The organism is Microbacterium sp. Gd 4-13, assembly GCF_003095395.1.
Taxonomy (GTDB): domain Bacteria; phylum Actinomycetota; class Actinomycetes; order Actinomycetales; family Microbacteriaceae; genus Microbacterium.
The window spans coordinates 175,499-201,900 of sequence record NZ_QEIJ01000003.1; the positions used below are offsets into that span (position 1 = coordinate 175,499).

Annotated in this window: 27 protein-coding genes and 1 tRNA gene; 14 read left to right on the forward strand and 14 right to left on the reverse strand. The window is 69.2% G+C overall.

Annotation, left to right across the window (positions count from 1 at the left end; genetic code table 11):
• Window positions 1-53: 53 nt before the first annotated feature.
• The 7 genes from DEA06_RS07950 to DEA06_RS07980 all read left to right on the forward strand — a co-directional run bounded on the left by DEA06_RS07950 (window position 54) and on the right by DEA06_RS07980 (window position 5,561).
• A tRNA-Arg gene (locus DEA06_RS07950) sits at window positions 54-129 on the forward strand.
• A gap of 157 nt (window positions 130-286) precedes the next feature.
• Window positions 287-784 (forward strand): hypothetical protein, encoded by a 498-nt coding sequence (locus DEA06_RS07955; protein ID WP_116647451.1) that lies wholly within the window; start codon window positions 287-289, stop codon window positions 782-784.
• A 159-nt stretch (window positions 785-943) separates the two neighbouring features.
• Window positions 944-1,561 carry a hypothetical protein gene (locus tag DEA06_RS07960; protein WP_133241718.1) on the forward strand — a complete coding sequence of 206 codons (618 nt, stop codon included), beginning with the start codon at window positions 944-946 and terminating at the stop codon, window positions 1,559-1,561.
• 136 nt (window positions 1,562-1,697) lie between these two features.
• Window positions 1,698-2,267, forward strand: a complete 570-nt coding sequence (locus tag DEA06_RS07965; protein WP_240606879.1) for a copper resistance CopC family protein — start codon at window positions 1,698-1,700, stop codon at window positions 2,265-2,267.
• 29 nt (window positions 2,268-2,296) lie between these two features.
• Window positions 2,297-2,863, forward strand: coding sequence for a copper chaperone PCu(A)C (locus DEA06_RS07970; protein ID WP_116647454.1), 567 nt, complete (start codon window positions 2,297-2,299; stop codon window positions 2,861-2,863).
• Window positions 2,863-4,101 carry a Dyp-type peroxidase gene (locus tag DEA06_RS07975; protein WP_116647455.1) on the forward strand — a complete coding sequence of 413 codons (1,239 nt, stop codon included), beginning with the start codon at window positions 2,863-2,865 and terminating at the stop codon, window positions 4,099-4,101. The genes DEA06_RS07970 and DEA06_RS07975 overlap by 1 nt, the downstream gene beginning before the upstream one ends.
• A gap of 14 nt (window positions 4,102-4,115) precedes the next feature.
• Window positions 4,116-5,561 carry a PepSY domain-containing protein gene (locus DEA06_RS07980; RefSeq protein ID WP_116647456.1) on the forward strand — a complete coding sequence of 482 codons (1,446 nt, stop codon included), beginning with the start codon at window positions 4,116-4,118 and terminating at the stop codon, window positions 5,559-5,561.
• A gap of 78 nt (window positions 5,562-5,639) precedes the next feature.
• Here the strand turns inward: DEA06_RS07980 and DEA06_RS07985 are convergent, their stop codons facing one another.
• Window positions 5,640-6,809, reverse strand: a complete 1,170-nt coding sequence (locus DEA06_RS07985; RefSeq protein ID WP_116647457.1) for an RtcB family protein — start codon at window positions 6,807-6,809, stop codon at window positions 5,640-5,642.
• Between the two features lie 339 nt (window positions 6,810-7,148).
• Here DEA06_RS07985 and DEA06_RS07990 point away from each other — a divergent pair, with 339 nt between their 5' ends.
• Entirely contained in the window at window positions 7,149-7,421 is a 273-nt protein-coding gene (locus DEA06_RS07990) for a hypothetical protein (RefSeq protein WP_116647458.1), read from the forward strand.
• Between the two features lie 49 nt (window positions 7,422-7,470).
• On the opposite strand, the gene DEA06_RS07995 is transcribed toward DEA06_RS07990, so the two are convergent.
• A complete protein-coding gene (locus DEA06_RS07995; RefSeq protein WP_116647459.1) occupies window positions 7,471-8,889 on the reverse strand; it encodes an HNH endonuclease signature motif containing protein in 1,419 nt (472 codons plus the stop codon).
• A 140-nt stretch (window positions 8,890-9,029) separates the two neighbouring features.
• Window positions 9,030-9,239 carry a DUF1653 domain-containing protein gene (locus DEA06_RS08000; RefSeq protein ID WP_116647460.1) on the reverse strand — a complete coding sequence of 70 codons (210 nt, stop codon included), beginning with the start codon at window positions 9,237-9,239 and terminating at the stop codon, window positions 9,030-9,032.
• 154 nt (window positions 9,240-9,393) lie between these two features.
• On the opposite strand from DEA06_RS08000, the gene DEA06_RS08005 reads away from it, so the two are divergent.
• Window positions 9,394-9,585 (forward strand): hypothetical protein, encoded by a 192-nt coding sequence (locus DEA06_RS08005; protein ID WP_116647461.1) that lies wholly within the window; start codon window positions 9,394-9,396, stop codon window positions 9,583-9,585.
• Window positions 9,586-9,637: 52 nt separating this feature from the next.
• On the opposite strand, the gene DEA06_RS08010 is transcribed toward DEA06_RS08005, so the two are convergent.
• Both DEA06_RS08010 and DEA06_RS08015 read right to left on the reverse strand, forming a co-directional pair.
• Entirely contained in the window at window positions 9,638-10,144 is a 507-nt protein-coding gene (locus DEA06_RS08010) for a cytochrome C5 (protein WP_116647462.1), read from the reverse strand.
• A gap of 125 nt (window positions 10,145-10,269) precedes the next feature.
• The gene (locus DEA06_RS08015; protein ID WP_116647463.1) at window positions 10,270-10,455 is read right to left on the reverse strand and encodes a hypothetical protein; all 186 of its coding nucleotides are present in this window, start codon (window positions 10,453-10,455) and stop codon (window positions 10,270-10,272) included.
• 132 nt (window positions 10,456-10,587) lie between these two features.
• Between DEA06_RS08015 and DEA06_RS08020 the strand changes: the two genes are divergently transcribed.
• A complete protein-coding gene (locus tag DEA06_RS08020) occupies window positions 10,588-11,151 on the forward strand; it encodes a ribonuclease H (RefSeq protein WP_116647464.1) in 564 nt (187 codons plus the stop codon).
• Between the two features lie 3 nt (window positions 11,152-11,154).
• Here DEA06_RS08020 and DEA06_RS08025 read toward each other — a convergent pair whose 3' ends face one another.
• Window positions 11,155-11,694, reverse strand: coding sequence for a YaeQ family protein (locus DEA06_RS08025; RefSeq protein WP_116647465.1), 540 nt, complete (start codon window positions 11,692-11,694; stop codon window positions 11,155-11,157).
• A 77-nt stretch (window positions 11,695-11,771) separates the two neighbouring features.
• Between DEA06_RS08025 and DEA06_RS08030 the strand changes: the two genes are divergently transcribed.
• Together DEA06_RS08030 and DEA06_RS08035 are read left to right on the forward strand one after the other, a co-directional pair.
• Window positions 11,772-12,422, forward strand: a complete 651-nt coding sequence (locus DEA06_RS08030; RefSeq protein ID WP_116647466.1) for a pyridoxal 5'-phosphate synthase — start codon at window positions 11,772-11,774, stop codon at window positions 12,420-12,422.
• A gap of 25 nt (window positions 12,423-12,447) precedes the next feature.
• Window positions 12,448-13,683, forward strand: a complete 1,236-nt coding sequence (locus tag DEA06_RS08035) for an aminotransferase class V-fold PLP-dependent enzyme (RefSeq protein WP_116647642.1) — start codon at window positions 12,448-12,450, stop codon at window positions 13,681-13,683.
• A gap of 13 nt (window positions 13,684-13,696) precedes the next feature.
• Here DEA06_RS08035 and ald read toward each other — a convergent pair whose 3' ends face one another.
• Window positions 13,697-14,782 (reverse strand): alanine dehydrogenase, encoded by a 1,086-nt coding sequence (ald, locus tag DEA06_RS08040; protein ID WP_116647467.1) that lies wholly within the window; start codon window positions 14,780-14,782, stop codon window positions 13,697-13,699.
• A 170-nt stretch (window positions 14,783-14,952) separates the two neighbouring features.
• Between ald and DEA06_RS08045 the strand changes: the two genes are divergently transcribed.
• The gene (locus DEA06_RS08045; RefSeq protein ID WP_116647468.1) at window positions 14,953-15,294 is read left to right on the forward strand and encodes a hypothetical protein; all 342 of its coding nucleotides are present in this window, start codon (window positions 14,953-14,955) and stop codon (window positions 15,292-15,294) included.
• 107 nt (window positions 15,295-15,401) lie between these two features.
• Here DEA06_RS08045 and DEA06_RS08050 read toward each other — a convergent pair whose 3' ends face one another.
• From DEA06_RS08050 to DEA06_RS08060, 3 genes are all read right to left on the reverse strand, one after another.
• The gene (locus tag DEA06_RS08050) at window positions 15,402-18,653 is read right to left on the reverse strand and encodes a lamin tail domain-containing protein (protein ID WP_165817955.1); all 3,252 of its coding nucleotides are present in this window, start codon (window positions 18,651-18,653) and stop codon (window positions 15,402-15,404) included.
• A gap of 154 nt (window positions 18,654-18,807) precedes the next feature.
• Window positions 18,808-19,986 (reverse strand): ATP-binding protein, encoded by a 1,179-nt coding sequence (locus DEA06_RS08055; RefSeq protein ID WP_240606863.1) that lies wholly within the window; start codon window positions 19,984-19,986, stop codon window positions 18,808-18,810.
• A gap of 86 nt (window positions 19,987-20,072) precedes the next feature.
• The gene (locus DEA06_RS08060) at window positions 20,073-20,930 is read right to left on the reverse strand and encodes a phosphatase PAP2 family protein (RefSeq protein ID WP_116647471.1); all 858 of its coding nucleotides are present in this window, start codon (window positions 20,928-20,930) and stop codon (window positions 20,073-20,075) included.
• Window positions 20,931-21,181: 251 nt separating this feature from the next.
• Between DEA06_RS08060 and DEA06_RS08065 the strand changes: the two genes are divergently transcribed.
• Window positions 21,182-22,180, forward strand: coding sequence for a magnesium and cobalt transport protein CorA (locus DEA06_RS08065; protein ID WP_116647472.1), 999 nt, complete (start codon window positions 21,182-21,184; stop codon window positions 22,178-22,180).
• 3 nt (window positions 22,181-22,183) lie between these two features.
• Here the strand turns inward: DEA06_RS08065 and DEA06_RS08070 are convergent, their stop codons facing one another.
• The 4 genes from DEA06_RS08070 to DEA06_RS08085 form a co-directional block, all read right to left on the reverse strand.
• The gene (locus DEA06_RS08070; RefSeq protein ID WP_133241719.1) at window positions 22,184-23,488 is read right to left on the reverse strand and encodes a hypothetical protein; all 1,305 of its coding nucleotides are present in this window, start codon (window positions 23,486-23,488) and stop codon (window positions 22,184-22,186) included.
• A 155-nt stretch (window positions 23,489-23,643) separates the two neighbouring features.
• Entirely contained in the window at window positions 23,644-24,522 is an 879-nt protein-coding gene (locus tag DEA06_RS08075) for a CPBP family intramembrane glutamic endopeptidase (RefSeq protein WP_116647474.1), read from the reverse strand.
• Window positions 24,519-25,259 (reverse strand): tRNA (guanosine(46)-N7)-methyltransferase TrmB, encoded by a 741-nt coding sequence (gene trmB / locus DEA06_RS08080; protein ID WP_116647475.1) that lies wholly within the window; start codon window positions 25,257-25,259, stop codon window positions 24,519-24,521. Before trmB ends, DEA06_RS08075 begins: the two co-directional genes overlap by 4 nt.
• Window positions 25,260-25,466: 207 nt before the next feature.
• On the reverse strand, window positions 25,467-26,303 hold the full coding sequence (locus tag DEA06_RS08085; RefSeq protein WP_116647476.1) for a DUF3097 family protein: 837 nt from the start codon (window positions 26,301-26,303) through the stop codon (window positions 25,467-25,469).
• Window positions 26,304-26,402 lie beyond the last annotated feature (99 nt).

Below are 26,402 nucleotides of genomic sequence, written 5' to 3' on the forward strand. Positions count from 1 at the left end.
GCCCGCCCGGGTGACGGGCGAGCGGCGCGGCCGGTGGTAGCCTCGTTCAGTCCGCCTCCGTAGCTCAGGGGATAGAGCGTTGGTTTCCGGTACCAAAGGTCGCTGGTTCGATTCCAGTCGGGGGCACCACAGGTGCAGATCGTGCGGGTCCGCTCGCTGCACCGATCCGAGGATGGTTGGTACCCTCCCGAGATGATCTCGGTGAGGACGTGGATCGTCGTCGACGCGGTTCTCGACAACGCGCGCCGAACTCCGCGATATCACCACCGTGGCCTGAGGAGCGGCTGTGTCGGACGACGACCTCGCGCCTGACGACCACGTCGGATCGCGCCGGAAATGGCGTCGAGGTCATCGACCATCGATCCGACGTTCGGGCCACGTCCTCGACGTGGCGATGTGGGTGCTACTGCCCTTCGCCGTGCTGTTCTTCGTCGGGTCCGGAGCCGGGGCCTCAGGACGCCGGTTCGGGGATCCTGTCACCGCTGATGGATCGGCGGGCGCACTGCTGTGGGCCGCCGTGATCCTCTCGGTCGTGCTCGTGCTCCTGATCGTCCGGCGAGCGTTCGTGCCGCACCCCGACTCCTATCCGCGATGGGCGTTCGTCGTGGTCGCCATCACGGGGCCCCTCACCGTCGGATTCCATCTCCTCCGCTACGGCGAGCAATCGACGCTGGCACCCGCCACGTTCGCCTGGTCGGCCGCGAGTTTCGCCTTATGCGTCGCGATGTGCGTGATACCCCGAAGGCACCGGCCGGACGCCGAGCCCGGCCCGCGCGCCCCATGATTGTGACCGTGCATTCGCTCCTCGCGGTGCCGGGCCGACGGGCCGACGCGCATCGGATGCACCACTCACGAAGGCACGTTCGCCCGCGTTCCATCGTCGTCGACAGATTCTCTGCTCGAGGGTATTCCGCGACTCGTCGCTCCTGACAGAATGGCGACCATGCGATCGTCGAGGATGCCCCGCCTTGTGCGCGGCTCGCTCGCGGCATCGATCGCCACGTTCGTCGCTCTGCTCTCGCATGTGAGCGGCGGCGGAACTGCGCCGAGCTGGATCGGAATCTTGGTCCCGCTCGTCGTCTCGGTGCTGGTGTGCACCGCGCTCGCAGGACGCTCTCTCTCGCTGACACGGCTAGGAGTAGCCGTCCTGGGGAGCCAGGCGTTGTTCCACCTCCTGTTCGTCCTCGGAACGTTCGGCCCATCCGCGAAGACGGGAACGGGCCATGCGCACCATCATGATGCGGCCATGTCCATGACGATGGAGACGTCTGACATGACCGTCGTGTCGACCGCCGGAGCGTCCATGTGGATCGCGCATGCCGTCGCGGCGCTCATCACCGTCGCCGCGCTGTACCGGGGTGAGCGCGCGGTCCTGCGCCTTCGCGACGTGGCTCGCCAGATGGTGGCGTGGGTTAGCCGCGCCGCCGCGTTCACCATCCCGTCTTTCGTCCTCGTGCCGCGCCGTGTTCAGGCCGTGGCGGTGTCGCTGCCGCCGGCGCTGTCGGTGCTCTTCGTTTCGGTCTCTCGCCGGCGCGGTCCGCCGGTGGCACGCGTGGTCTGAGCTCGCTCGTACGCCGACCTGGCGAGGGGCGGGTGCTCACCGACGGGTGAGCGATTCCATGCTGTCCGTCGCCCGTTCAAAGGCGATGAACGAAAGGTCGACCCTGTTGTTCCGTGTCCGCACTGTTGCGGCGGGGATGGCGGTGGCTGCTGTTGCGTTACTCGCAACGGCATCTCCCGCATCCGCGCACGACGAACTCCTCTCCAGCACCCCGTCATCGGGCGAGCGTCTCCTCGCTGCACCATCGGAGGTCACGCTGACCTTCTCCGCCGACGTCCTCGATATGGGCGCGGCGATCGTGGTGGCCGATGCGGACGGCCAGGATTGGGCCGCCGGTGAATCCGCCGTGGTCGAAGGATCGGTCACCGTCGAGGTGCAACCGGGCATGGCGGACGCCGGCTACGAGGTGCGGTGGCGGGTGGTGTCTTCCGACGGCCACCCGATCTCCGGAATCATCCCGTTCACCGTCGGGGACGGTGAACCGCTCGTGCGCGACGCCGCCGCCGAATCCTCCTCGGAATCGGACGCGGCGGGTACCACCGGCGTCGACACCACAGCATCTCAGACCACTTCTCAAGGTCAGGGCGCGTTCCGTGTCGCTCTGATCGGCGGAGCCGGCGCAGCCATCGCGCTCGGCGTTCTCGCCGTCTTCCTCCTTCTCCGCCGCCGCGCAACCGCGGCCGGCACCGACGACTCCGCTTCGTGAGGCGTCGACTCTCTGTGAAAGGCACACCTGTGACCACTCTCTCCACCCGCAGCCGCTTCGGTATCCTGCTCGCCGCTGCCGCTCTCGCCCTCACCGGCTGCGCCGGTACCGCCACTGCCGAGTCACCCGCCGCGGTCACGACCGGCGCGGACGCCATCACGATCTCCGACGCATGGGTCAAGTCGGCGGAGTCGGGCATGTCCGCCGGCTTCGGCGAACTCATCAACAGCAGCGATACCGACATCACCGTGACGTCCGCCGCTACCGAGGCGTCGTCGATGCTCGAACTGCACGAGACGGTCGAGAACGAGACCGGCGAAATGGTGATGCGGCAGATCGAGGGCGGGTTCACCATCCCCGCCGGCGGCTCGCTAGCACTGGAGCCCGGCGGCAACCACATCATGCTGATGGATCTGACCTCGCCCCTGATGGCCGGCGACGAAGTCACCTTCACCCTCACGTTCGCCGACGACACCACCTACGAGTTCACCGCGCCGGTGAAGGACTACTCCGGCGCGAACGAGAACTACGAGGGCGGCGACATGGAGATGGACATGGGCTCCGACATGGGCTCCGACATGGGTTCGGGCGAGTAGTGAGCCGCCGCGATCGGACTCCTGGCTCTGATCGCGCGGGTGCCACCCGGCGACAGTTCCTCCTCGGAGGAGCTGTCGCCGGGGTCGGTGCCGCCGCGGCGATCGGGATCGACGCCGTCACGTCGGCGCAAGCCCAGAGCGGAACGGCCGGCGATGTCTCCGTCCCGCTGAACGGGGAGGTCACGGTGCCGTTCTACGCCGTACACCAGGCCGGTATCGACACCAACGCGCAAGCCCATGGCATGTTCGTCGCCCTCGATCTGCTCCCCGATGTCGACAGGGACGGAATGCGTCGGATGATGCGGATCGTCTCGGACGACGCCGCACGTATGACCCAGGGACAGCCCGCGTTGGCGGACTCCGAACCGGAGCTCGTCACCGCACCGTCCCGACTGACCGTGACGTTCGGATTCGGTCCGGGGTTCGTCGCGCGTGCGGGGGGAAGCGCGCCCGTCTGGCTCGCTCCGCTTCCCGCGTTCAAGATCGACCAGCTTCGTCCCGAGTACGGCGACGGAGACCTGCTCATCCAGATCGCCGCCGACGACCCGCTGACCGTGGCACACGCCGGGCGGATGCTGTTGAAAGACACCCGGAGCTTCGCCACCGTCCGCTGGACACAACAGGGGTTCCGTCGAGCCCACGGCACGGTCAAACCCGGCACCACTATGCGGAATCTGTTCGGGCAAGTCGACGGCACCTCCAACCCCGAGCCCGGTACCGCCGATTTCGACACCGTCGTGTGGGACACCGGGACAGGCTGGCTCGCCGGCGGAACCGGGATGGTCGTGCGTCGCATCGCGATGAACCTCGACAAGTGGGACCGTCTCGACCGGCCCGGCCGCGACCAATCCGTGGGGCGCTATCAGTCCAACGGCGCGCCGCTGACCGGGACGGATGAGTTCGACGAACCCGACTTCGAGGCGAAGACCGCCATCGGCTTCCCCGTCATCCCCGAGTTCTCCCACCTGCGCAGAGCGCGGAGCGAAGACACTGCCGAACGCATCTTCCGCCGCGCGTACAACTACGACGACACCCCGGCGGCCGGGCAGATCTCCAACGCCGGCCTGATCTTCGTCTCCTTCCAAGCCGACGTCCAACGGCAGTTCACCCCCATCCAACAGCGACTCGATGACCTCGACCTGCTCAACGAGTGGACCACCCCCATCGGCTCCGCCGTCTTCGCGATCCCGCCCGGCTGCGCCGAAGGCGGGTACATCGGCGAGACCCTTCTCACCTGAAAGCTCGGAGTCGCATGACAACCACAACGCAGCATCCGCCCGAACCCGCCGCCGCCGATCCGTCCCCGCGGTCTCCGCGCCGGGGCAAGGGGTGGTTCACGCCACTGATGCTCCGACTGCACTTCTACGTCGGCATCTTCATCGGCCCGTTCATCCTCATCGCCGCGCTCACCGGCGCCGCCTACGCCGTCGCGCCCAGCATCGATCGCGCGATCTATGCGCATCTTCTCCAGGTGGAGCCCGCTGCACAGAACGTGCCACTGGCCGACCAGATCCGTGCCGCGACGGCCTACATCGCCGAGACGCACCCGGATGACACGATTCGGTCGGTGCAGCCTGCCCCGTCGGCGGGGCGCACGACCGCGGTCACTTTCACGGAAGACGGCACGATACGACTCCAGAACCGCCATGTGTTCGTCGACCCCGGCACCGGCGACGTCCTCGGCGATGAGCTGGTGATGGACAAATCCTTCGCCGTCGGGACCTGGCTTGATCAGTTGCACCGCAGCCTCTTCCTCGGGGACTTCGGTCGCTACTACGGCGAACTCGCCGCCTCATGGCTCGGCATCACCTCCCTCGCTGGTCTCCTGCTGTGGATCGTGCGCCGTCGGCGGGCCCGCAACAAACGAGAGTTCGTCGTGCCGAATGTGAAGGCGAAGGGATACCGACGCGCGTTCAGCTGGCACGCCGCGATCGGGGTATGGGTGCTCGTCGGCGCCCTTTTCCTGTCCGCGACGGGCGTGACGTGGTCGCAGCTCGCCGGAGCGAACGTCACAACCTTCAGGCAGGCCATCAGCTGGCAGACCCCGTACGTCGACGCGACCCTGCCCGACGCGGACGCGGCCGCCGCCGGAGGGGAGCACGCTCACCACAACGATGCGCCGAGCCTGACCCCCGCGACGGCAGAGATCTCGCCCGCTGCGTTCGAGACGATGCTCTCCATCGCACAGCGTCACAACATCGCCTCCTCCCAGGTGGAGATCTCCGTGCCGGCCTCCGAGGGCACGGGCTGGACCGTCGCCGAGACGCGAACGGAGCTGCCCACCGCGGCGAACTCGATCGCCATCGACGGCAGCACATTGCAGGTCATCGACCAGGTCGACTTCGCCGACTACTCCCTACCCGCGAAACTCGCACGCTGGGGCATCGACGCGCACATGGGTGTCATGGGTCTGTGGAACCAGATCCTGCTCTTCGCGGTTGCCGTGTCGATTGCGGCAATGGTGATCCTCGGATACCTCATGTGGTGGAAACGGCGCCCGACCCGAACTCAGGCTTTCGTCGGAGCGCCACCGCGCCGGGGCGCTCTCCGCGATGCTCCGTCGTGGGGCGTGGCGGTCGTGATCACGGCGGCCGTCCTCATCGGGCTCTGGCTGCCCCTCGTCGGATACACCCTCGCCGCGTTCGTCGTGATCGACACGGCCGTGGGCTGGTGGAAGCGCACCCGCACCAAGAGTTGAGCAGTGCGGATACGCGCGACCGCAGCCGGTGCCTGCGCGAGGAGGGGCCGGGCGGCATGCCCGACCCCTCCCCTCACGTCAGTCGCCCTTCACGTTCACCAGCTGACGCAGCGTGTGCCGCACCGACACGAGGTCGGCAGCATCCGCCATCACCCGGTCGATCGGCTTGTACGCGGCCGGGATCTCGTCGAGGAACGCGTCGGTGTCGCGGTACTCGATGCCCACCATCGCCTCGCGCAGCTGCTCGTGCGTGAAGGTCTTGCGGGCAGCCGAGCGGGAGTACTCCCGCCCCGCTCCGTGCGGCGACGAGTTCAGCGACAGGGGATTCCCCTTGCCGGTGACCACGTACGACGCCGTGCCCATCGACCCGGGGATCAGCCCCGGCCGACCGTCGTCGGCCATGATCGCGCCCTTGCGCGATACCCACACGCGCTTGCCGAAGTGCATCTCCGATTCGGTGAAGTTGTGGTGGCAGTTGATGCGCTCGCGCTCCTCAACGGCGACCCCGAGGAAGCGGCCGAGCTGGTTCGCGACCCGGTCCATCATCTCCTCACGGTTGAGGAGTGCGAACCGCTGCGCCCACCGCAGCTCGCGGATGTAGGCCGCGAACTCCGGCGTCCCCTCCACGAGGTAGGCGAGGTCGGGGTTCGGCAGCTCGATCCACCACTGCTTCGCCAGGCGCTGCGCGACCTTGATGTGGTGCTGCGCGATCTTGTTGCCCACGCCCCGCGACCCTGAGTGGAGGAACATCCACACCGTGTCGCCCTCGTCGACCGACACTTCGATGAAGTGGTTGCCGCTCCCCAGCGACCCGAGCTGGTTGCGCCAGTGCCGGGTGTAGGTGGCCGGGTCGAACTCGGCCGCTTCGGCGAGCGCTTCGAGCTCGGCGACACGCGGCTCGGCCGTTGCGACGATCTTCCGGTTGTCGCGACCCGCCGACAGCGGGATCGACCGCTCGATCTGCTCGCGCAGCTCGGACAGATCACGCCCGTCCAAGTCGGAACGGGTGAACTGGGTCTTCACGGCGATCATGCCGCATCCGATGTCCACTCCGACGGCCGCGGGCATGATCGCCCCGAGCGTCGGGATGACCGACCCCACGGTCGCACCGAGCCCGAGGTGGGCGTCGGGCATGAGCGCGAGGTGGGGGTAGATGAACGGCATGCTCGCCGAGGTGCGGGCCTGGTCGACGGTCTTCTCGTCGATCAGGCTCGCCCACGAGAACAAGCGGTTCGTGAGCCTTTCCATGATTTCTTTCCTTCGTCGGTGCGCGAGATCGCGCGAGTGCGTGGCGGGGCGGCACGGCCCGGCGGGTTGCTCTCGACGCTGCTGCGGAAAGAAGAACGCCCCGGACCTGTGCGGTGCGGGGCGTGGAAGAAGCGGATGCTGCTACACGGCCGGCGCCGGAGGGTACGACTCGTATCGGTGCTGGAACGTGAGTTCCAGAACCGGCGCGTACTGACGATCCCCCTGCGGGTTCATCTCGTCGTTCCTCTCGACCTGCCTTGCGCCGTGTCGGTGACACAGCTTCGCAACGATAGCGACACGCCCGGGCGTCGCGCAACCCTGGGAGCCTACGATCGAGGCGTGGACGAGCCCCTCCCTCGCGCTGAGCGCGCCGCCGTGATCATCGTCGGCGCGGTGATCGCGGCGATCATCGCGACTCTCCTGCTGGCTCCGATGATCTCCGGAGGGTATTGCAACGACTCTTCCGACCCCGCTAAAAGCGTGTGCGGCACGATCGGTCCGCAGACCCTGGCCGGGTGGCCGATCAGCGTGTGGCCGTGGGCGGCGGCGCTCGTCGTCATCGCCGCTGGGGCGATCGGTCTCCTGATCCGCGCGGCACGCAGGCGCGTTTGACGAGACGTCAGCCGGCGAAGTTTCGGGTGTCGGCGCACGCGGGCGTCGTTCAGCTGCGCCGCACGAGGAACTGGTCGCGGATTCGAGTCGGAGATTTCGTGACGGGGCGCCACGTGCCCCCGGGATCCCACCATCTCGGACCACGCACTTCGGGAATGCCACCGCGCATGCGGATGTGCCATCCGTTGGTGTCGAGGGTGCGGTGGTGATGCCAGCAGAGCAGTACTCCGTTGTCGGTGCTGGTGGGTCCGCCGCGGGCGTGTTCGCGGACGTGGTGGATCTCGCACCACGCGGCCGGAACGTCGCAGCCGGGGATGATGCATCCGCCGTCTCGGAGGGTGATCGCACGGCGTTGGTGGGCGTTGAAGACGCGGTCGATGACCTCTACCCGTTCGATGCGGCCGTTGCGTGCGAGCGTGGTGCGGTAGATGCCGCCGGTGCATGCCGCGTGGCGCACCACGGCCATCGGGACGGGTTCGTCGATCCCGTCGATATGCCCTACCCCCTCGCCGGCGGCGAGGTCGTCGGCCCGCACCGACACGACGAGCGTCGGGGCGGCGCCGCCGATCGTGGGCAACTCACCGGACCGGGCAGCGACCGTCACGATCGTCGCCAACGCGTCGTGGTTCTTCTGCGGGTGCGTACGGGGATCGGGCGGGCACTCCGCCTCCCCATCTTCGCCACCCTCGTCGCCGTCGGTGAAGTGCACGCGGCCGGCACGCGGATGCGTGATCGCGTCGATCGCGCGCTTCAGCTGCGCGGCGGCATCGGGGAGGAGATCGCCTCGCAGCGGCACGAGCCCGTTGCGGCACCTCCCCAGCGTCAGACCACGCTTGCGCTGCGCCGCCTCGTCGCGGGGCTCGGCACCGTCGGGGTCGAGGTAGGCAGCCCACACCTGCGCCTGCAACCTGAGCTCGTCGGCGGAGGGCAGCCCTCCCCCGTCCGCTCCGCCGCCGCGGGCCGCTGCGGCCAACTCGGCGTCGGCTGCGGTCCGCGCCTCGTGAGAGTCGATCGCCGCGGAGTCGAGCGTCTGCACCACAGCGACGACCGCGTCGACTCCCACGGCACCATCGGCCAGGGCGGCACGCATGGCCGGGTACCGCGCAGGCAGCACCTCACCGGTGAGCACGGAAAGAGTGGAAGCGGTCGCGACACCCGCCCGTGCGTAATCGCCGGCCGTCCGCCCCGAGACTCGCGTGACACGCTGCACGAACTCGCGAACGTTCCGACACCCGAACCTCGTCGTCATCCGCTCCGCCGCGACCGGGGAATCCGATCTGGCCTGCACCTCACCGGTGGCCTCGGCGATCAACGCCTCCGCCCGGCGCGACAGCGACGCGGCAGCATCCATCACCGCCATCACCTCGTCATCGGACCACCCCCGCATGGCCGAGGCCTCGAGGGTGCCCGACACGACCTCGTGCAGCCGCGACCCGAGGTCGCCGAGAGCATCGATCGTGTCGTTCATATGTTCGATTATCGCAGTGGCCTCCGACATCGACCCGAACCGTTTCCCCAGGTCGTGACGACAAACAGACCCTTGCGCGCGGAGCCTCACGCGCCGGTGCGCGAAGACGTGGGCACCGTTCTCGGTCGCGCCCCGACGACTCAGGCGACGCGGAAGAACCGCGGCCCGACGTACCCGTCGCGCTCGACCGTCTCGGCGAACATCACAGCGGGTCGCACCCAGAAGCCGTAGTCGCCGTAGAGCGCCCGGTAGAAGACGAACGGCTCCTCGGTCTCGCTATGCGCTCCAACGCCCACCACCTCGTAGCGACGGCCCCTGAAGTGCTCGTAGATGCCCGGCTCGATCGTCATCGGCGTTTCCTTCCCTCATCGCGCTCCGACGTGGATGCTATCCGCGACGCGCGAGCAATCGGCGGCCATCCCCGCCGAAGATCATCCTTGCGGCGTACGTCGCTGATCCTCCGGGCCGATGCCCCGCGAAGCACGCCTCCGTAGCGTCGAAGACATGGCCCTCACCGCTCCGAACCCGCTACTGCACAAGCGATCCGCCCACGCCCGCGAGATGCCGCGCTGGTGCGCGGGGATGCTCGCCATCACGGGCAACATCGTGATCCTGGGCATCATCGCAACAGCCGGAGTACTGATGCTCGCCGCCGCCGCTCTCGTCTTCGGCACGGCGTTCCTCGCGAACCTCTGACGAGACCCCACCGGTGCCCGCTCGCCCGCACCTGTGCGATCTGCGATGCGAGCTACTCGTCGGTGCCGGAGAGGTCGTCGAAATCGGCGGCGTCCTCCTCGACCTCGACGGTCTCGACCTCCAGCTCGCTGTCGAGCTGCACCAGGATGCGCGAATCGGGGAACTGACGCCGCGCCGTGAAACGCAGCAGCACCGCATCGGCGAAGACGACGACCGAGGTGGCCTCGAGGTCGTCGCGCAGATCGATCTGCTCGGCGACCGCGTCATCGGCGACGGCCTCGCCGATCTCGTCGGCGACGGCATCGATGACCGCGCGCCACTGGGTCTCGCTCATCGCGAGGGTGCGGGTGACCCCGTCGACCAGCGCGTCGAGATCCGGGGAGTCGCCGTCGCCCTCGTCTTCCTCCTCGAGCTCGGGGTCGACGTTGACCGTCACCTCCGAGCCCGCGGCATCGAGGCTGGCGCGACCGCGCACGATGCCGTTATCGGCGACGGGTTCGTCGAGCAGTCCGCTCTCTGAGATGCGGTCGAGCAGGGCGTCGAGCGAGGGCGAGGTCATGAGTGCATTCTTTCGCACGAGCGGATGCGACGCGCCGAAGCGGTCGGCGTGCTCCCCCGCGCAGCTTCTGAGGAGATTCCAGCGGAGTCCTCAGAAACTGACGCGCATACGGGGGATCGCTCGTGTCACTCGCCGGCGTCTTCGTCGACCTGCGGGCCCCCGACCACACCGATACCGACCGCCTCGTGGTCGGCCTCGGGCTGAGTCGTACCGCCCTTGGGCTCTTCTCCCGGCGCCTTCTCGGTGCTCGGCTCCTCGAGCTCCTCGGTGTCGGGCGTCTCGTCGTTCTGCGGCTGCACGTCGTCGGCCATGGTGGGTCCTTTCGTCTGGCGTGATCCCACCGTCGCATCCCTCCGGCCCCGACTGAACCGGCTTGACGAACGCGTCGCAGAGGCCTCGTCCGGTCGACTCCACGGGCGGCTCGATGTGACAGGATTTCTGGAATGCCCGTCTCCCCCGCTTCCGAGTCCGAATACACCGTCGCGACAGACGGGGCGTGCAAGGGCAACCCGGGACCTGCCGGCTGGGCGTGGGTCGGCGAAGACGGCGAGTGGGCCGCGGGCTCGGTTGTGAAGGGCACGAACAACATCGGCGAGCTGCTCGGGCTGCTGCGAGCGCTCCAGCACCACGCCGACGTTGCGCATCTGCGCATCCAGGCCGATTCGAAGTATGCGATCGACACCTACGAGTCGTGGATGGACGGTCACCGCCGCCGCGGCTGGAAGACCTCCACCGGCGCTCCCACGAAGAACCGCGAACTGCTCGAACTGCTCATCGAGGCGCGTGACGCCCGGAAGGCGGCGGGCCTGCCCCCCGCCGTGCTGGAGCACGTGCGCGGTCACGCCGGCCACTTGCTCAACTCATGGGCCGACAACCGCGCGGTGCGCGCCTCGCTGCGCGCCGCCGAGGGAGTCGCGCACGAGTGGTCGTCGCGCGCCGGTCAAGACCGGCTCGACGTCAGCGAGATGCCGCCACGCTCCGCCGAAGACAAGCCGAAGCGCCGCTGACCGTCACTCGATGCCGCGCTCGTGGATCGCGGTGTCGAAGGTCTCGCCGTTGAGCTCGAGGTAGAGCTGACGTTCGGTGACCGAGACGGTCATGGTGTTGCGCCGACTGAGGGCGGTCACGGCTCGGTCGATGAACCCGGGGTCGAAACTGACCAGGCGCAGCGCGTCGGCACGGTGGATCTTCTTCCCCGCCCAGGGGGCTGCGACCTTCGCGGGATCGCGGTGGGTGTAGACGGCGACGCGCTCGGCGAGTTTGCTCCCGTGGTGCAGGCGCGCAGCATCCGGCGCCCCCACCTCGATCCACGCCTGCAGCGCGCCGGTCAGGTCGCGCACGACGACGGCCGGCTCCTCCGTCGACGACAGCCCCTCGCTGAAGGCGATGCCCTCCTCGAACTCCAGGCAGTAGGCCAGCACACGGGTGACCATGTAGGCGTCGGTCTCGGACGGATGCCGCGCGACACGGAGGGCGAGCTCGTCGTAGACGCCGCGGTCGACGTCGGCCAACTGCACGTCGAAGGTGTGGATGGTCGCGCCGGTAGCCATAGCGCTCGAGCCTACGGGGTGGGGATGCTGCGCACCGAACCGCGAGGGGTCGCTCCCCGCAGGAGTACTGTCGCGTCATGACGAACGCCGATCGCCCCTCTCTCTCCGGCGACGAGACCCTCGAGCTGCCGGAGTTCGACGCTCCTCCCGCGGCGCCCCTCCCCCTCGCCCAGCGCTGGCTCGCCGACGCCCGGGAGCGCGGAGTGAGCGAGCCGCTGTCGATGACGTTGGCGACGGCCTCCGCCGACGGGGTCGTCTCGGCGCGCACGGTCGACGTGAAGCGGATCGACGAGCGCGGTCTCGTCTTCGGCTCCTCGACCCGCAGCCCGAAGGGGCGGCAGCTCGGCGAGAACCCGCATGCGGCGCTCCAGGTGTACTGGCGCGAGACGATGCAGCAGCTGCGGTTCGAAGGCCGGATCGAGACGCTGACGGATGCGGAGTCCGACGCGCTGTTCGCCGACCGCTCGCCGAAATCGCGCGCGGCGACCGCGGTGGCGCAGCAATCGGTGCCGTTCGCCGACGCGTCGACGCTCGCCGCACTGATCGAGGAGGCCGACGGCATGCTCGACCGCTTCGGCGACGACGTGCCGCGACCGTCCGACTGGGTCGCGTACCGCGTCGTGCCCGCCACGGTCGAGTTCTGGCACGGGAGCCGGGATCGCATGCATCGGCGGCTGCGGTATGTCGCGATCGGCCACGGCTGGCGCGCAGAGCGCCTCCAGCCGTGACCCGCGCGTGCGTAGCATCGAGCGCATGACCTCCGCCACCGACACGACCGCCGCCCTCCTCGCCGCGGCCGACGAGCTCGACGCCGCAGATCCGCTCGCCGCGTTCGTCGACGAGTTCGAGCCCGCGGCCGGCGTCGCCGCCTACCTCGACGGCAACTCGCTCGGACGCCCGGTGCGCGGCACGGCCGAGCGCATCTCGCGTTTCGTGGCCGGCGAATGGGGCACGGGCCTCATCCGCTCGTGGGACGAGGGGTGGATGCAGCGTCCGTTCGACGTGGGCGACCGTATCGGACGCGTCGCGCTCGGGGCAGCCGCCGGGCAGACCGTCGTCGCCGACTCGACCACCGTGCTGCTCTACAAGCTCGTCGCCGCCGCACTCCGCGGAGTGCCGGCGGGCGGTCGCATCCTCATCGAGCGAGGAAACTTCCCCACCGACCGCTTCATCGTCGACGCTCTCGCCACCGCCCAGGGCCTCAGCGTCGACTGGCTCGATCCCGACCCGATCGTCGGAGTCATGCCCGCCGACGTCGCCGCCGCGCTCACCGACCGTACGGCGCTCGTCGTTCTGAGCCACGTCGACTACCGTTCGGGCGCGCTCGCCGACATGGCCGCGATCACCGCCCTCGTTCGCGATACCGACGCCATGATGCTGTGGGACGTCTGCCACAGCGCGGGAGTCGTGCCGATGCGACTCGACGAATGGGGCGTCGATCTGGCGGTGGGCTGCTCGTACAAGTACCTCAACGGTGGCCCCGGCGCGCCCGCGTTCGCTTACGTGCGCGCAGAGCTGCAGCACCGCATCGAGCAGCCGATCCAGGGCTGGATGGGTGCGGCCGACGTCTTCGCCATGGGCCCCGCTTACCGTCCGGCGGCCGGCATGCGCCGACTCTTGAGCGGTACGCCCCCGATCGTGGGGATGCTGCCGATGCAGGGCATGCTCGACCTGCTCGACCGCGCCGGCGTCGACGCCGTGCGGGAGAAGAGCCGTTCGCTGACGACCCTCGCGATCCGCGCCTACGACGAGGTTCTGGCGGAGCGAGGTGTCGAGCTGCTCACCCACCGCGACGCCGCACGCCGCGGATCGCACGTGCTGCTCGGCCACCCGTCCTTCCGCGCGGTGACCGAGCAGCTGTGGCTCGACGGGGTGATCCCCGACTTCCGCGGGCCCCAGGGCATCCGGATCGGCCTGTCGCCCCTGAGCACGACGCACGCCGAGACGGTGCGCGCAATCGCGGCGATCGCCGCCATCCTCCGCGACTGAGCGTTCGCTGCGCTCAGAGGCCGAAGGCGGCGCGCACTCCCGCGTTGCGCACCTCGCCCACACGGACGTTGAGCCCGGCGGCGAGAGCGGGATCGGCGGCGGATGCGGCGTCCCACCCCGCGTCGGCGATCGCCGTGATGTAGGGCAGGGTCGCGTTGCCGAGCGCCCGCGTCGCGGTGAACGGCACGGCGCCCGGCATGTTCGCGACGCAGTAGTAGAGCGATTCGTGCACGCGGAACGTCGGGGCGTCGTGGGTCGTCGGACGGGAACCTTCGAAGCATCCGCCCTGGTCGATAGCGATGTCGACGAGCACCGAACCCGGCTTCATCGACGCGACCATCTCGTCGGTGACGAGCTTCGGCGCCGCCGCGCCCGGCACGAGCACCGATCCGATGACGAGGTCGGCGTCCGCGACCTGCTGGCCGATCTCGTAGCGGGTCGAGGCCCGTGTCTGCACGGCGCCTCCGAAGCGCGCCTCGAGCGCGCGCAGGCGGGGCACGGAGAGGTCGACGACCGTCACGTCGGCGCCGAGTCCGAGCGCGTTGGCCGCGGCGTGCTCGCCCGCGACCCCACCCCCGATGACGACGACCTTGCCCTTCGGCGTGCCCGGGATGCCGCCGAGCATGACGCCCCGGCCACCGTGGGCGGCGAGGAGCGCGTTGGCACCCACGACGATCGACAGCCGGCCCGCGACCTCGCTCATGGGCGCGAGGAGAGGGAGCGAACGGTCGGGGGCCTGCACCGTCTCGTAAGCCACCGCGGTGATGCCGCTGTCGACGAGCGCGTCGGTCAGCGGGCGATCGGCAGCGAGGTGCAGGTAGGTGAACAGCGTGAGATCGGGCCGGAAATTCCCGTACTCGCTCGCGATCGGTTCTTTGACCTTGACCACGAGCTCGGCGAGACCCCACGTCTCCTCGGCCGTGCCCACGACATCAGCGCCTACGGCTTCGTACTGCGCATCGGTGAAGCCGCTCCCCTCTCCCGCGCCCTCCTGCACGATCACCCGGTGACCGCGATGGATGAGCGCATCGGCGCCCGCGGGGGTGAGAGCGACACGGCGCTCGTTGTTCTTGATCTCGAGCGGGACGGCGATGCGCATGGGTACTCCTTCTGGGAGATGTCCTGCGATCATCGCAGCTGCGCGGCCCGATTCGGCGAAGGACCACCCCGGGCCCATCCGATTCGGCCTCCGCTACGGATAGAAGTGCAAGGCGGGGGGCCTTCTCCCAGACGCGCCTGTCTCCCACGACAGAAGGACGGCATCGCGACATGGCACACCTGTTCTACGGCGGCGGGGCGACTCCGATCGAACTGCCCGACCGGCTGCTCGCGCACGTGAAGATCGTCATCGCGGCGAAGCTGCGCCGGGGCGAGAGCTTCACGTTGACGTGGCGGCACCCGCACGACGCTGTCGACGGCCGCACCACGGTGTGGATCCAGCCGTCGATCGCGTTGCGTTTCGTGTTCGCCAGCGCCGAACCCGAGCTGCTCGATCCCGACCTGCTCCGCGGATTGGCGATGCAGGCGGCCTCGACCGGGGGGCTCGTCTTCGACCTCAACGACCTCGAGCACCAGCCGGTCGAGCGTCGGACGACAGCGGTGATGGCCTAAGCGATCGCCCTCCACGCGGGAGGATCGGCGCCCGCGGGAAGGCTACGCCGAAGAACGCGAACGGATGCTGTCGGCCCACGCCGCAGCATCCGTTCGCGCGATGGCGACTAGCCGATCCGTGCCCGGCGCCGCAGGAGCACGATCGCCCCACCCAGCAGGAGCAGCAGAAGACCCGCCGCCGCCGCGGTCGCCGGCGCCGTGCCGCCGGTTGCCGGGAGAGTGTGCGCCGCGACCGCGGCCGGCGACGCGGAAGGACTCTGCGAGACCGCGGGGCTCGGCGTGACCGAGGGGCTCGGGGTCGGTTCGGTCGGCTCGGTCGGTGCGACCGCGGGCAGGCTGCCGAGGTGCAGCGCACCCGACGTCACGCCGTCGGCGAACCACCACGCCGGCCGATCCTGGCCCGCGGACAGCGGAGTCGGAAGCGTCGCGAAGCCCTCGTTGTTGAGGTTCGGCATGCTCGCCGGTCGGGCGAATCGGGCGAGACCCGGCTCGGCCGTGCCGTTCAGCGTGATCTGCGCCGACGCACCTTCGCACCCGTCGTCGCAGACCGCCCACATCACGCCCAGCGCGGTGTCGTAGTCGAGCGCCATGACGCCGGCGATACCCGGATCGATGGTCGAGACGAGCGTGGCGACGCCGTTCGCGGCGAGCGCGAAGGCGTACACGTCGCCGGTGTCTTCGACCGCGACGAAGAACAGGCCGTCGCCGTGACCGGCGTAGAGGGCCGGGTCGTACGGGGCGTTCGTGCGGTCGTCGTAGAGAGCGCCCGCCAGATCGGTGTCGGCGACCCATTCGACCGCTTCGATCCCGAGGTTCGCACCGACCGCCGGGAGCAGAGCGGTGAGGTCCCACTCCTGGGTGGCCACCACGTCTCGACCGGGAGCGACGGGGTCGAGCTTGAGCACGACGTTCTGGTTGACGCCCTTCGCGCTGTTGTCGCGCTCGGAGGCGACGTACACGTAGCCGTCGTTCGCGACCGTGATGCCCTCGGTGTCGGGGCCTGCTGCCGACGGGTTCGTGGCGTCCTTCTGGAAGCGCGCGCGCTTGCCGTCCTTCCAGCCGTCGGCGAACGACGTGCTGCCGTCTGCGGCGACGTCGAGTTTCCAGAACGTTCCCGTGCCGTTGTCGATCGCCCACAGGGAGGTGCCCCCTGCGGTGACCTGCGTGTCGAGTCCGGAGCTGTCGGCGAGGAACGTCGCCGTGGCGTCGAGCGCCGAGACGTCGGGCGAGCCGGGCCAGACGCCCACCGGCACCTCGCCGGCGCACACGTTGGCTGCGCCCTTCGTCGACTCGGCGGTCACCGTGAAGGTGCCGGTCGTGTCGGCGCAGCGGCCCCAGGTGGTGGCGGCGTGATCGGCGCCCCACGACGTCTCGTCGATCAGCGCGTCGCCTTCGAACAGTCGCACGACGTCGTCGCCGCCCAGGCCGAAGCCGAGGTCGGCCCGCTCGATGACGAGGTAGCCGCGCGGGGCGATCATCGTTCCCGCGGGGATGGCGAATCCGTGCGTGTCGTCGTCGTCTTTCACGATGATCCCCGACACGTCGAGCGACGCGCCCGTGGGGTTCACCAGCTCCACCCAGTCGTCGGGCGATCCGCCGTCGGATTCCACCTCGTTGATGCGGACGGGGTTGCCGCACGCGTTGCGCAGGCCCTTGGTCGAGACCGCGACATCGCCGAAGGCACCGACGCCGTCGGCGCATCGTGCCCACACGCCGTCCGCGTGCGCGCCGTAGACATGCTCGTCGACGGTGTTGCCGGTCGCATCGCGAACGGTCACGGTATCTCCGTTGCCGAGTCCGAACGAGAAGTTCGTCGGCTGGTCGAACACGAAGAATGCGCCGGGTTCGATCACGGTGCCGTTCGGCAGCGGCGTGGTCTCGGCGGCATGACCGGCGGGGTCGTTGTCCATCACCGTGAAGCCCGAGAGATCGACCGTTGTGGCGCCGGTGTTGACGACCTCCACCCAGTCGGTGGCGTCGCCATTCGATTCGATCTCGTTGATCTTCACATCGGGCATGACGCACGAGTTCGTCGCACCGGGCGTCGCTTCTGCGAGGCGGAACGGTCCGACGCCGTCGGGGCAGCGTGCGTAGGTGGCCGCGGCGACGTCACCGTCGATGGCGGCGTGGTCGGTCCAGGGCAGCGTGTCGTCGACCAGTGCGCCCGCGGTGTCGAACAGACGGATGCGGTCGGCCTTCCCGATCCCGATCGGGTCGCTGAATCGCGTCTCGACACCCGCGACGAGGCCGATGCTCGCTTCGTCGACGACGAGGTGCTCTCCGGCAGCGATGGAGGTGCCGGGCCGGAACTGCCAGCGGTGATCGTCGGAGTTGTCTCGGATCTCGAAGCCCGAGATGTCGAAGGGCTCGGTGCCCGGGTTGTAGAGCTCCACCCAGTCCGCCGGCTGAGAGTCGACCTCGTTGATGACGACGCTGCCGGGCACGGTCAGCGGATCGCAGACGTTCGCCCCGCCCGGTGTCGCCTTCGTCGCGGCGGCCCAGGCTCCCGACCCGTCGGGGCAGCGTGCGAAGACCGCGAGCGGAGCCGTGTTCGTGTAGGGGTGACTGTCGACGACGGTCTTCGACGCGTCGTACAGCACGACCTCGTCGCTCTTGCCGAGGCCGAAAGCGAAGTCCACGTCGGTCACGAGCACGACGAACCCGCCCGGCGCGAGCACCGTTCCGGACGGCACCGCGCCGAACCGGTCGCGCTTGTCGTCCGACATCGTCCAGCCGGTCAGATCGACCGCGCTCTCTCCCCCGTTGAAGAGCTCCACCCGGTCGGAGTACCCCGAGATCTCGTCGTAGATGATCTCGTTCAGCACGACACCGGCGGGCCCCGCCGGTTCCGACGGCGTCTCGGGTTCGATCGGCGCGAACGCGTTCGGTTCCCCCTTCGTCGCAGCGCTCGTGCTCTGCCAGTCGGGGCTTGCCCCCTCGCGCACTCCCCACGTGGTGGCGCCGTGCGCGGTCCACGAACGCTCGTCGACGAGCGCTCCGGTGGTGTCGAACAGACGCACCTTGTCGGCACCGCCGAGGCCGAAGTCGAAGTCGCCCTCGCCGGAGGAGAGAAGCTCGTCGATCACGAGGAACGCATTCGGGGCGAGCGTCGTCCCCGTGGGGAAGACGTAGGAGCTCGCGTCCTTGTCGTCCTTCACGACGAAGCCGTCGAGCACGATCGCCGCGTCCGTGGGGTTGTGGAACTCGATCCAATCGCCCGGCACACCGCCCGACGATTCGACCTCCGAGATGCGGACCCCGGGTTCGGCAGCGATGGCGGCGGCGGGCAACGAGACGATCGCGGTGGCGCTCAGGGCGCACACGGCGGCGGCCGCGAGCCCGCGGGAAAGGCGGGACATGGGTCTCCTCGGGAAAGACGTGATCGGGTCACGTCCAACCCACCACCTCGAGGTGACGCGCACACAGACAGGAGGTGGACGACGGATGGACGCCGACGGCGGCGTACGCCTGCCGAACGGATGCGGCGGACCCCGCAGCATCCGCTCCCCCGCGTCAGTCGACGCTGTCGGGCAGCACGATCCAGATGCTCGCGCCGCCGGCGTGCGACGCGTCGATGCCGATGCGTCCGCCGTGCGCCTCCACGATCCGGCGGCACGTCGACAGCCCGACGCCGAGACCGGGCACCTCCTGAGCCGTCCCGCGTTCCATGAGTTCGAACACGCGCTCGCGCTGCTCGACGGGCACACCCGGACCGTTGTCGTCCACGGTGATGCGCCACCCGCCGGTGAGCCCGTGGGCGCGCACCTCGACACGCGGCTCGACACCGGCGGCGCTGCTGAACTTCACCGCGTTGGCCACCAGGTTCTGCACGAGCACCCGAAGCAGAGTCTCGTCACCGATGACCACGACCGCGGCGTCGACCGACACGGTCGCACGAGCCTCCGTCAGCGCGGAGTCGAGGTCGTCGAGCACACCGCGCACCACCTCGTCGAACTCGACCTCGTCGCGCCGAGGCTGCAGGCCGCCGAGCCGCGCGTAGGCCAGCAGATCGGCGATCATCGAATCCATGCGCGCCGCGGCCGACTCGGCACGGGCGAGGGCACGGGCGGCCTGCGGGGCGTTCGCGAGCTCGGGGCTGTCGGCGGCCAGTTCGATGAACCCGGCGATCGCGGTGAGCGGGTTGCGCAGGTCGTGGCTGACCTGACTGGCGAAGTTCTCGAGCTGCTCGTTCGATTGACCGAGCTCGCGGGTGATGCGGCGCAGCTCGAGCACGTCGACGACCTGGTGTGCGAGGAGCTCGAGCGCGCGGCTGTCTTCGGGGCTGAGATCACCGGGCTGCTCGTCGAAGACGCACAGCGTTCCGATCGCGGTTCCGTCCGGCGTGATGAGCGGGCTCGAGGCGTAGAAACGCACGGAGGCGATCTCGCCGGTGACGAAGGGATTGCGAGCGAACCTCTCGTCCTCGCGGGCGTCCGGGACCACGATGTGCCCGGGCTGTTGGAACACCACCGTGCACATGGAGTCGTCGCGACTGCAGACCGACGCCTGCACGCCGACGGCGGCGATCTGGTGCTGCAGGCGGTCGTCGAGGATGTTGATCACCGCGGTGGACACTCCACACACGCGCGCTGCGAGCTGCACGAGACCCTCGAGATCGGGCTCGGGAGGAACCCCGACCACGCGGTACTGGGCGATCGCTTCTCGCCGCGCCACTTCCTGGACTGTGCTCACGTTTCCCCCACCGCGATCCTCGCGGCCCGGATGCGCCGCTCGACACCCCACCATATGGGCGCGGGAGCGCGATCGGACCGATCGACCTAGCCGTGGTCGACGGGGACGGCGTCGACGGAGGGGTGACGCTGGCGCCGGATCGTCAGATAGAGGCGATGCGCGGTGATCACGAGCGCCAACCACAGCGCGCCGAGGATCCATCCGACGAGCACGTCGGTGAACCAGTGATGACCGAGGTACACGCGGCTCATGCCGACGAGGAGGTCGAACGCGACCGCCGCGGTGATGATCGCGATCCGCGCTCCACGGGAGGTGCGCCGCAGCACGAGCAGGTAGGCGATCGCGCCGATGACGGCGACCGCGTTGAGGGTGTGGCCGCTGGGGAACGAGGGCGAGTACTCGAACGGGGGCACCGCGTCGACCAGCGGCGGACGCTCTCGCTGGATCAGCCCCTTGCCGGCGATGGTCATGAGCAGCGAACCCGCCCCGGCCGCGGCGATGATGACCACCGGGGTCCACGACCTTCTCTTGATGCCGAGCACGAGCATGCCCAGCACCGCGATGACGGGCATACCGATCGTGCCGGCGATGTCGGTGAAGGCCGTCACCGCCACATCGAGTCCCGGGCTCCTCAACGTCATCATGAACAGCAGCATCGGCTCGTCGACCCCGGCCACGCCGTCGCCGTCCGCGACGGCGTCGTAGACCTCGACCGCGGCCACACTCAGCGCCACCACTAGGGCAAGACCCACGAGGAGGGTGATGACGAGCGCGGTGTAGGGACCGATCCGCTCCCCCACTCGACGAGCGACCTGCTCGATGGTGGCGCCCGCGCCGGTTCGCCAATGCGTGAGGTCGCGACCACCGACGTAGCGATCCTCTGCCAGCTCCCCTTCGACGCCAGGAGCGCTGTCGCTCGGATCTTCGGTCTGCTCGCGCTTCATCCCCCTACTGTGGCCCACAGCGCTGACCGGGAGGTGCCGTTGCCCGTCGACGGGCCGTCGGCTACGGCGGTGCGGACGTAGGAGATGGCGCCGGCGTAGGACGATTCGCGCCACGGCGGCCTGCGTTTGCGCCATGTCCTACGTCGGGAACGGATGCTGCGCCGGACGCGCGGGTCGCCGGTTCAGGCCCCTCGCGTGAGGATTGCGCAGGCACGTTCTCCGCCTCGTCCGGACTGGGCGAGACTTGTGCGGTGCCCATCATCGACAACGCCGTGTACGTCAGCGGTCAGCGCATCGAGAACCCCGAGAGCCTCGAGCAGACATTCGCGTACATGCGAGACAAGGGCGGCATGGCGTGGATCGGGCTTTTCCGTCCGACCCCCGAGGAGATCGAGAAGGTCGCCGCGGAGTTCTCCCTGCATCCCCTGGCCGTCGAAGACGCCCTGACCGGTCATCAGCGCGCCAAACTCGAACGGTACGGCGACATCCTGTTCGCGGTGCTGCGACCGGCGCGCTACATCGATGCGACGGAGACGGTCGAGTTCGGCGAGTTGCACGTCTTCGTCGGCCGCGACTTCGTGGTCACCATCCGCCATGCCGACTCACCCGACCTCGCACGCGTGCGGCGGAGACTGGAGCAGCAGCCCGAGCTCCTCTCGCTCGGCCCGGAGGCGGTGCTGTACGCGATCCTCGACGAGGTCGTCGACGAGTACTCGCCGGTCGCGGCCGGCGTGCAGAACGACATCGACGAGATCGAAGACGCCCTCTTCGGCGCCGGTGAACCGAACCTGTCGCGACGCATCTACGATCTGTCGCGCGAGGTGATCGCGTTCCAGCGCGCCTCGGAGCCGCTCGCCGTCATGCTCGAGTCCCTTCAGCGGGGCGCGGAGAAGTACCGCGTCGACCTCGAACTGCAGCGGTCTCTGCGAGACGTGCTCGACCACGTGCTGGTCGTCTGCCAGAAGCTCTCGGGGTTCCGGGCCACGCTCGAGAACGCCCTCACCGTCAATGCGACCCTCGTCACCCAGCGCCTCACCGAGACCTCGCTCGAACAGGGTGAGCAGGTGAAGAAGATCTCCGGGTGGGCGGCGATCCTGTTCGGACCCACCCTCGTCGCCGGGATCTACGGCATGAACTTCGAATCGATGCCCGAGCTGAGTTGGCAGTTCGGCTATCCGCTGGCCCTCGCGCTCATGGCGGCGACGTCGCTCACGCTCTACATCGTGTTCCGCCGCAAGCGCTGGCTCTGACCCCTACGGGTGGTTGACGGTCCAGAGCACCCAGACGCAGAGCGTCTGCAGAGCGATGCATCCCGCGATGATCGCGGTGCGCCGCTTCTTCGTCTTCGACAGACGCTCGTCTCCGAGCAGCGGCGACAGCGGCACCATGAGTCGGAACGTGCTCTGCTGCGGCAGGAACACCGCGAACAGGTAGAGACCGTAGCTGAACGCGAACGAGACGATGACGATGCCCAGGCGCCGCACCGAGCGCGACCACAGCAGCATCGCGAAACCGACCATGAGCGCGATCACCAGGATGGGCCCAATCACGCCGAGGTGCGTGGCAGCCTGGCGGAACCAGGGGGTCAGCGGGATGAACTCGTCGTTGCCGACCGACTGCAGCCACCAGCCCGTCTCGGTGCGGATGTAGGCGTTGCGCGTTCCGGTGACCGCCTGCGCGATGACCGGCCACATGAGACCGGCCGCCGCCGAGAGCGCACCGGAGACGAGGATGCCGATCACCTGGATGCGGGGGAACGGGTCGACACGTCGACGGAAGAACCGCACGAGGAAGAGGATGCCGAGCGCCAGCGCGATCGCGAGCGCGCCGGGGCGGGTGAACGCGGCGATGACACCGATGGGTGCGACAGCCAGATACCGGCGCTGATGGATCAGCAGGAGGGCGCTGAACAGCAGGAGCATGAGGAGCGACTCGGCGTAGCCCAGCACGTACACGAACGACAGCGGCGCGAACGAGAAGAAGACGACGGCCCACCAGGCGGCCTTCGGCGTGGTGGTGCGGCGCAGCAGGAGGAACAGCACCCAGGTGGCCCCGAGGGTCGCCAGGATGCTGATGCCCACGCCGGCGAGCTGCCACGACCCTCCCGCGAGCGGCGAGAAGATGCGCTCGAGCGTCGGGAAGACCGGGAGGAACGCCCAGTTGTTCGGCAGGATGTCGCCCTGCACGTTCATGGGGAGGGAGACCGGATAGCCCTCGAGCGAGATCTGACCGTAACGGTCGGCATCCCACTCGGTGATGAAGTCGAGGAACGTCCCGATGCGCTGGCCGTCGGGGCCGTGGCTGAGACCGAGCGACCGGGCGAGCTCGTAGGCCCCCCACAGCAGACCGAGGCTCGTCGCGCGCGCGACCGCCCACAGCAGGAAGACCTGGCGGAACATGCCGCGCTCGATGACGGGGACCGCACCCCGAGGAGAGCGGAACAGGTCGGCGGCGGCGAGCCGCAGCATCCGGTGCACTCGCGACCGACGCACTCTCGAGCCGTCGACCCGTACCGGTTCGACGATGGTCTCGATCACATCGGTGGAGGGTGCACTCACGCGGGGGCCTTTCGCAAAGGGAGACTGCGGCGGTCCGTGCGCGCGAGGGCGTCCGTGACGACAGGAAGCCCCGCGACATTACGGCTCTCGAAGCCTACCGCGCGGCCCCTGTGAGGATCCAGTATTTATCAGATCAGCGGCTAAAAACTGCCCGCTCAGACGAGGAAAATCGGGAGAGCGCCCGGGTTGTGGGCGTGAACGAGCACCGAGAAGACGACCGCGTCGAACAGCAGATGCACCGTCACGACGTAAGCGAGCGACCGGGTGCGGAGGAACACGACGCCCTGGATCAGGGCGAACGGGATCGTCAATGCCGGGCCCCACGCCTGGTAGCCCAGCTCCCAGAGGAAGGCCACGAACACGATGGTCTGCAGCACGTTCGCCTGCCAGGTCACGGCGTGCCGACGAAGCAGCACGAACACCGTGCAGATGAAGAAGAGCTCGTCCCAGATGCCGACCGCGCCCACCCCGACGAACAACCGGGCGATGAGGTCGGGCGTGTTCACGACGGGCCAGTTCTGGTAGACGCCGGAGGTGATGAAGTAGAACGGCAGGATCAGCCAGCCGAGCGCGAGCACGCCCACGAGCCAGATCCACTGCACCCGCGACCACCGTCCGCCGCCGCGCCACGGGAAGCGGATGGCGTAGTCGCGATATACGAAGCGCGAGATGACGTAGGGCACCACCACCGCACCGCCGAGGGCGAGGGTGAAGCGCAGGAAGGCGGGATTGTCGAGCTCGGCGTGCAACGGGATGGCCGAGACGATCAGCTGCCCGATCGCGATGAGCGACAGGTCGCGGAACAGGCTCGGGGCGGCCTTGCCCACCCCGCTCTGGCGCGACGGCATGATGGCGACGCCGTGGTGGCGGTCGACGACCCAGGCTCCGATGAGCGCCGCGGCCAGCAGCATCCAGCCGAGCCAGGCGATCTGCACGACGAAGAACGCGGGAGCGGCGAGGCAGACCAGGAGTGCGGGCGCGAGCGACCACGTCCAGGTGGCGGTGGTCGGTGCGACGGCGGCGGGGGTCTTCATCGCTCGGTGGCTCCGGTGCGTCGGTAAGCGAGATCGCGGATGCTGCGGCCCACCCGTGCACCCTTCTGTTCGAACGCGGTGAGGATGCGGCCGTCGAACCTCTCGGCCCACTCCCCCTCGAATGCGCGCTCGAAGTCGGGCGAGGCGTCGAGGACGGTACGCATCTGGCGGGCGTAGTGCTCCCAGTCGGTGGCGAGGCGCAGCATCCCCCCGTCCTTCACGGCGCCCGCGGCGATCCCGGCGAACTCCTCGTCGATGAGGCGCCGCTTGTTGTGCTTGGACTTGTGCCACGGGTCGGGGAAGAAGATCCACAGTTCGTCGATCGATGCCGCCGGGAGCAGGTGCTCGAGAACCTCGGGGGCGTTCGCCTCCACCAGGCGGAGGTTCTCGACTCCCTCGCGCGCGGCGTCGAGCATGGTGCGGGCGAGGCCTGCCCGGAAGACCTCGACGGCGAGGAAGTCGACGTCAGGCCGGGTCGAACTGGCGTGGATGATCGCGTGGCCCTGACCGGAGCCGATCTCGACGATCAGGGGAGCCTCGCGGCCCCACACGACGGCGGGTTCGACCGCCGATCCGGCGAGGACGCTGGTGACCGCGTCATCGCGCGGCACATCGATCAGATAGAAGTCGGAGTACGCGGCCCACGCGCGTTCCTGCCCGTCGGACATCCGGCCGCTGCGGCGGACGAACGACACCGGGCGCTCTCGGAACGTGGGCTCGGGAGTGGGCTCGGGCATTCCCCCAGGCTACGCGAGCGCGCCGGGCGGCCCTTGCGAACCATCCAGTCTCTTGCTCCCCCGTCACGACTGGCGCGTGGAACCCACCATCCGCGACAGGGGAGGTCTCATCGACGCGCTCCGCTGTCGCGATTGGTGCGCGGAACCCGCCCTTTGCGACAGGAGAGATGGAGAGCGCGGGGCACGGACGGGGGTGAGGCGCAGATGCTACGGGCCGACGGTGACGAAGTCGATGAGCTCCTCGACGCGGCCGAGGAGGGCGGGCTCGAGATTGCGGAACGTGGTGACCCGGCCGAGGATGCGCTGCCACGCGCGAGCGATGTCGGCCTGGTCTTCGGCGGGCCAGCCGAAGGCGCGGCAGATGCCGACCTTCCACTCGACGCTGCGGGGGATCTCGGGCCACCGCTCGATGCCCATCGTCTGCGGCGTGACGCACTGCCAGACGTCGACGAACGGGTGGCCGACGATGCGCACGTGCGCACCGTGCGTGCCTCGGGCGACGGCCTCGGCGATGCGCGACTCCTTCGACCCCTTCACGAGGTGATCCACGAGCACCCCGTAGCGCCGCTCTGCGGACGGCGGCTCGGCGTCGAGCAGGTCGTCGAGCAGATCCACGCCCTGGAGGTATTCGACGACGACGCCTTCGGCGCGGAGGTCGGCGCCCCACACCTTCTCGACCAGCTCGGCGTCGTGACGCCCCTCGACGAGGATGCGACTCGCCCGCGCAACGCGAGCGCGCTCGGAGGCGGGGGCGAACGAACCCGAGGCGGTGCGGCGGGTTCCGGTGGGCGCGGCCTTCGGAACCACCAGCACAACGGGCTCGCCGTCGACGAGAAAGCCCGAACCCAGCGGGAACAGGCGACGGCGCCCGTGGCGGTCTTCGAGTTCGACCGTGCTGGAGGCGATGCCCACGACGGCGCCCACGTACCCGTCGGCCGCCACCTCCACGACGAGGTCACGGGATGCTTCGACCTGCGCGGCGACCTTGCGGCCGGCGTCGCGCCATCCCTTCGCGAGCACGTCTGCGCCGTACCGATCGTCCATGGCTGCTCCTCCCGACCGGCCGAGCCTAGACCGGCTCCCCCGCGCCTGCGGCGGGGCACGCCGAGCGCTATCGTGCATGCCCGCCGGTGCATAGACTCG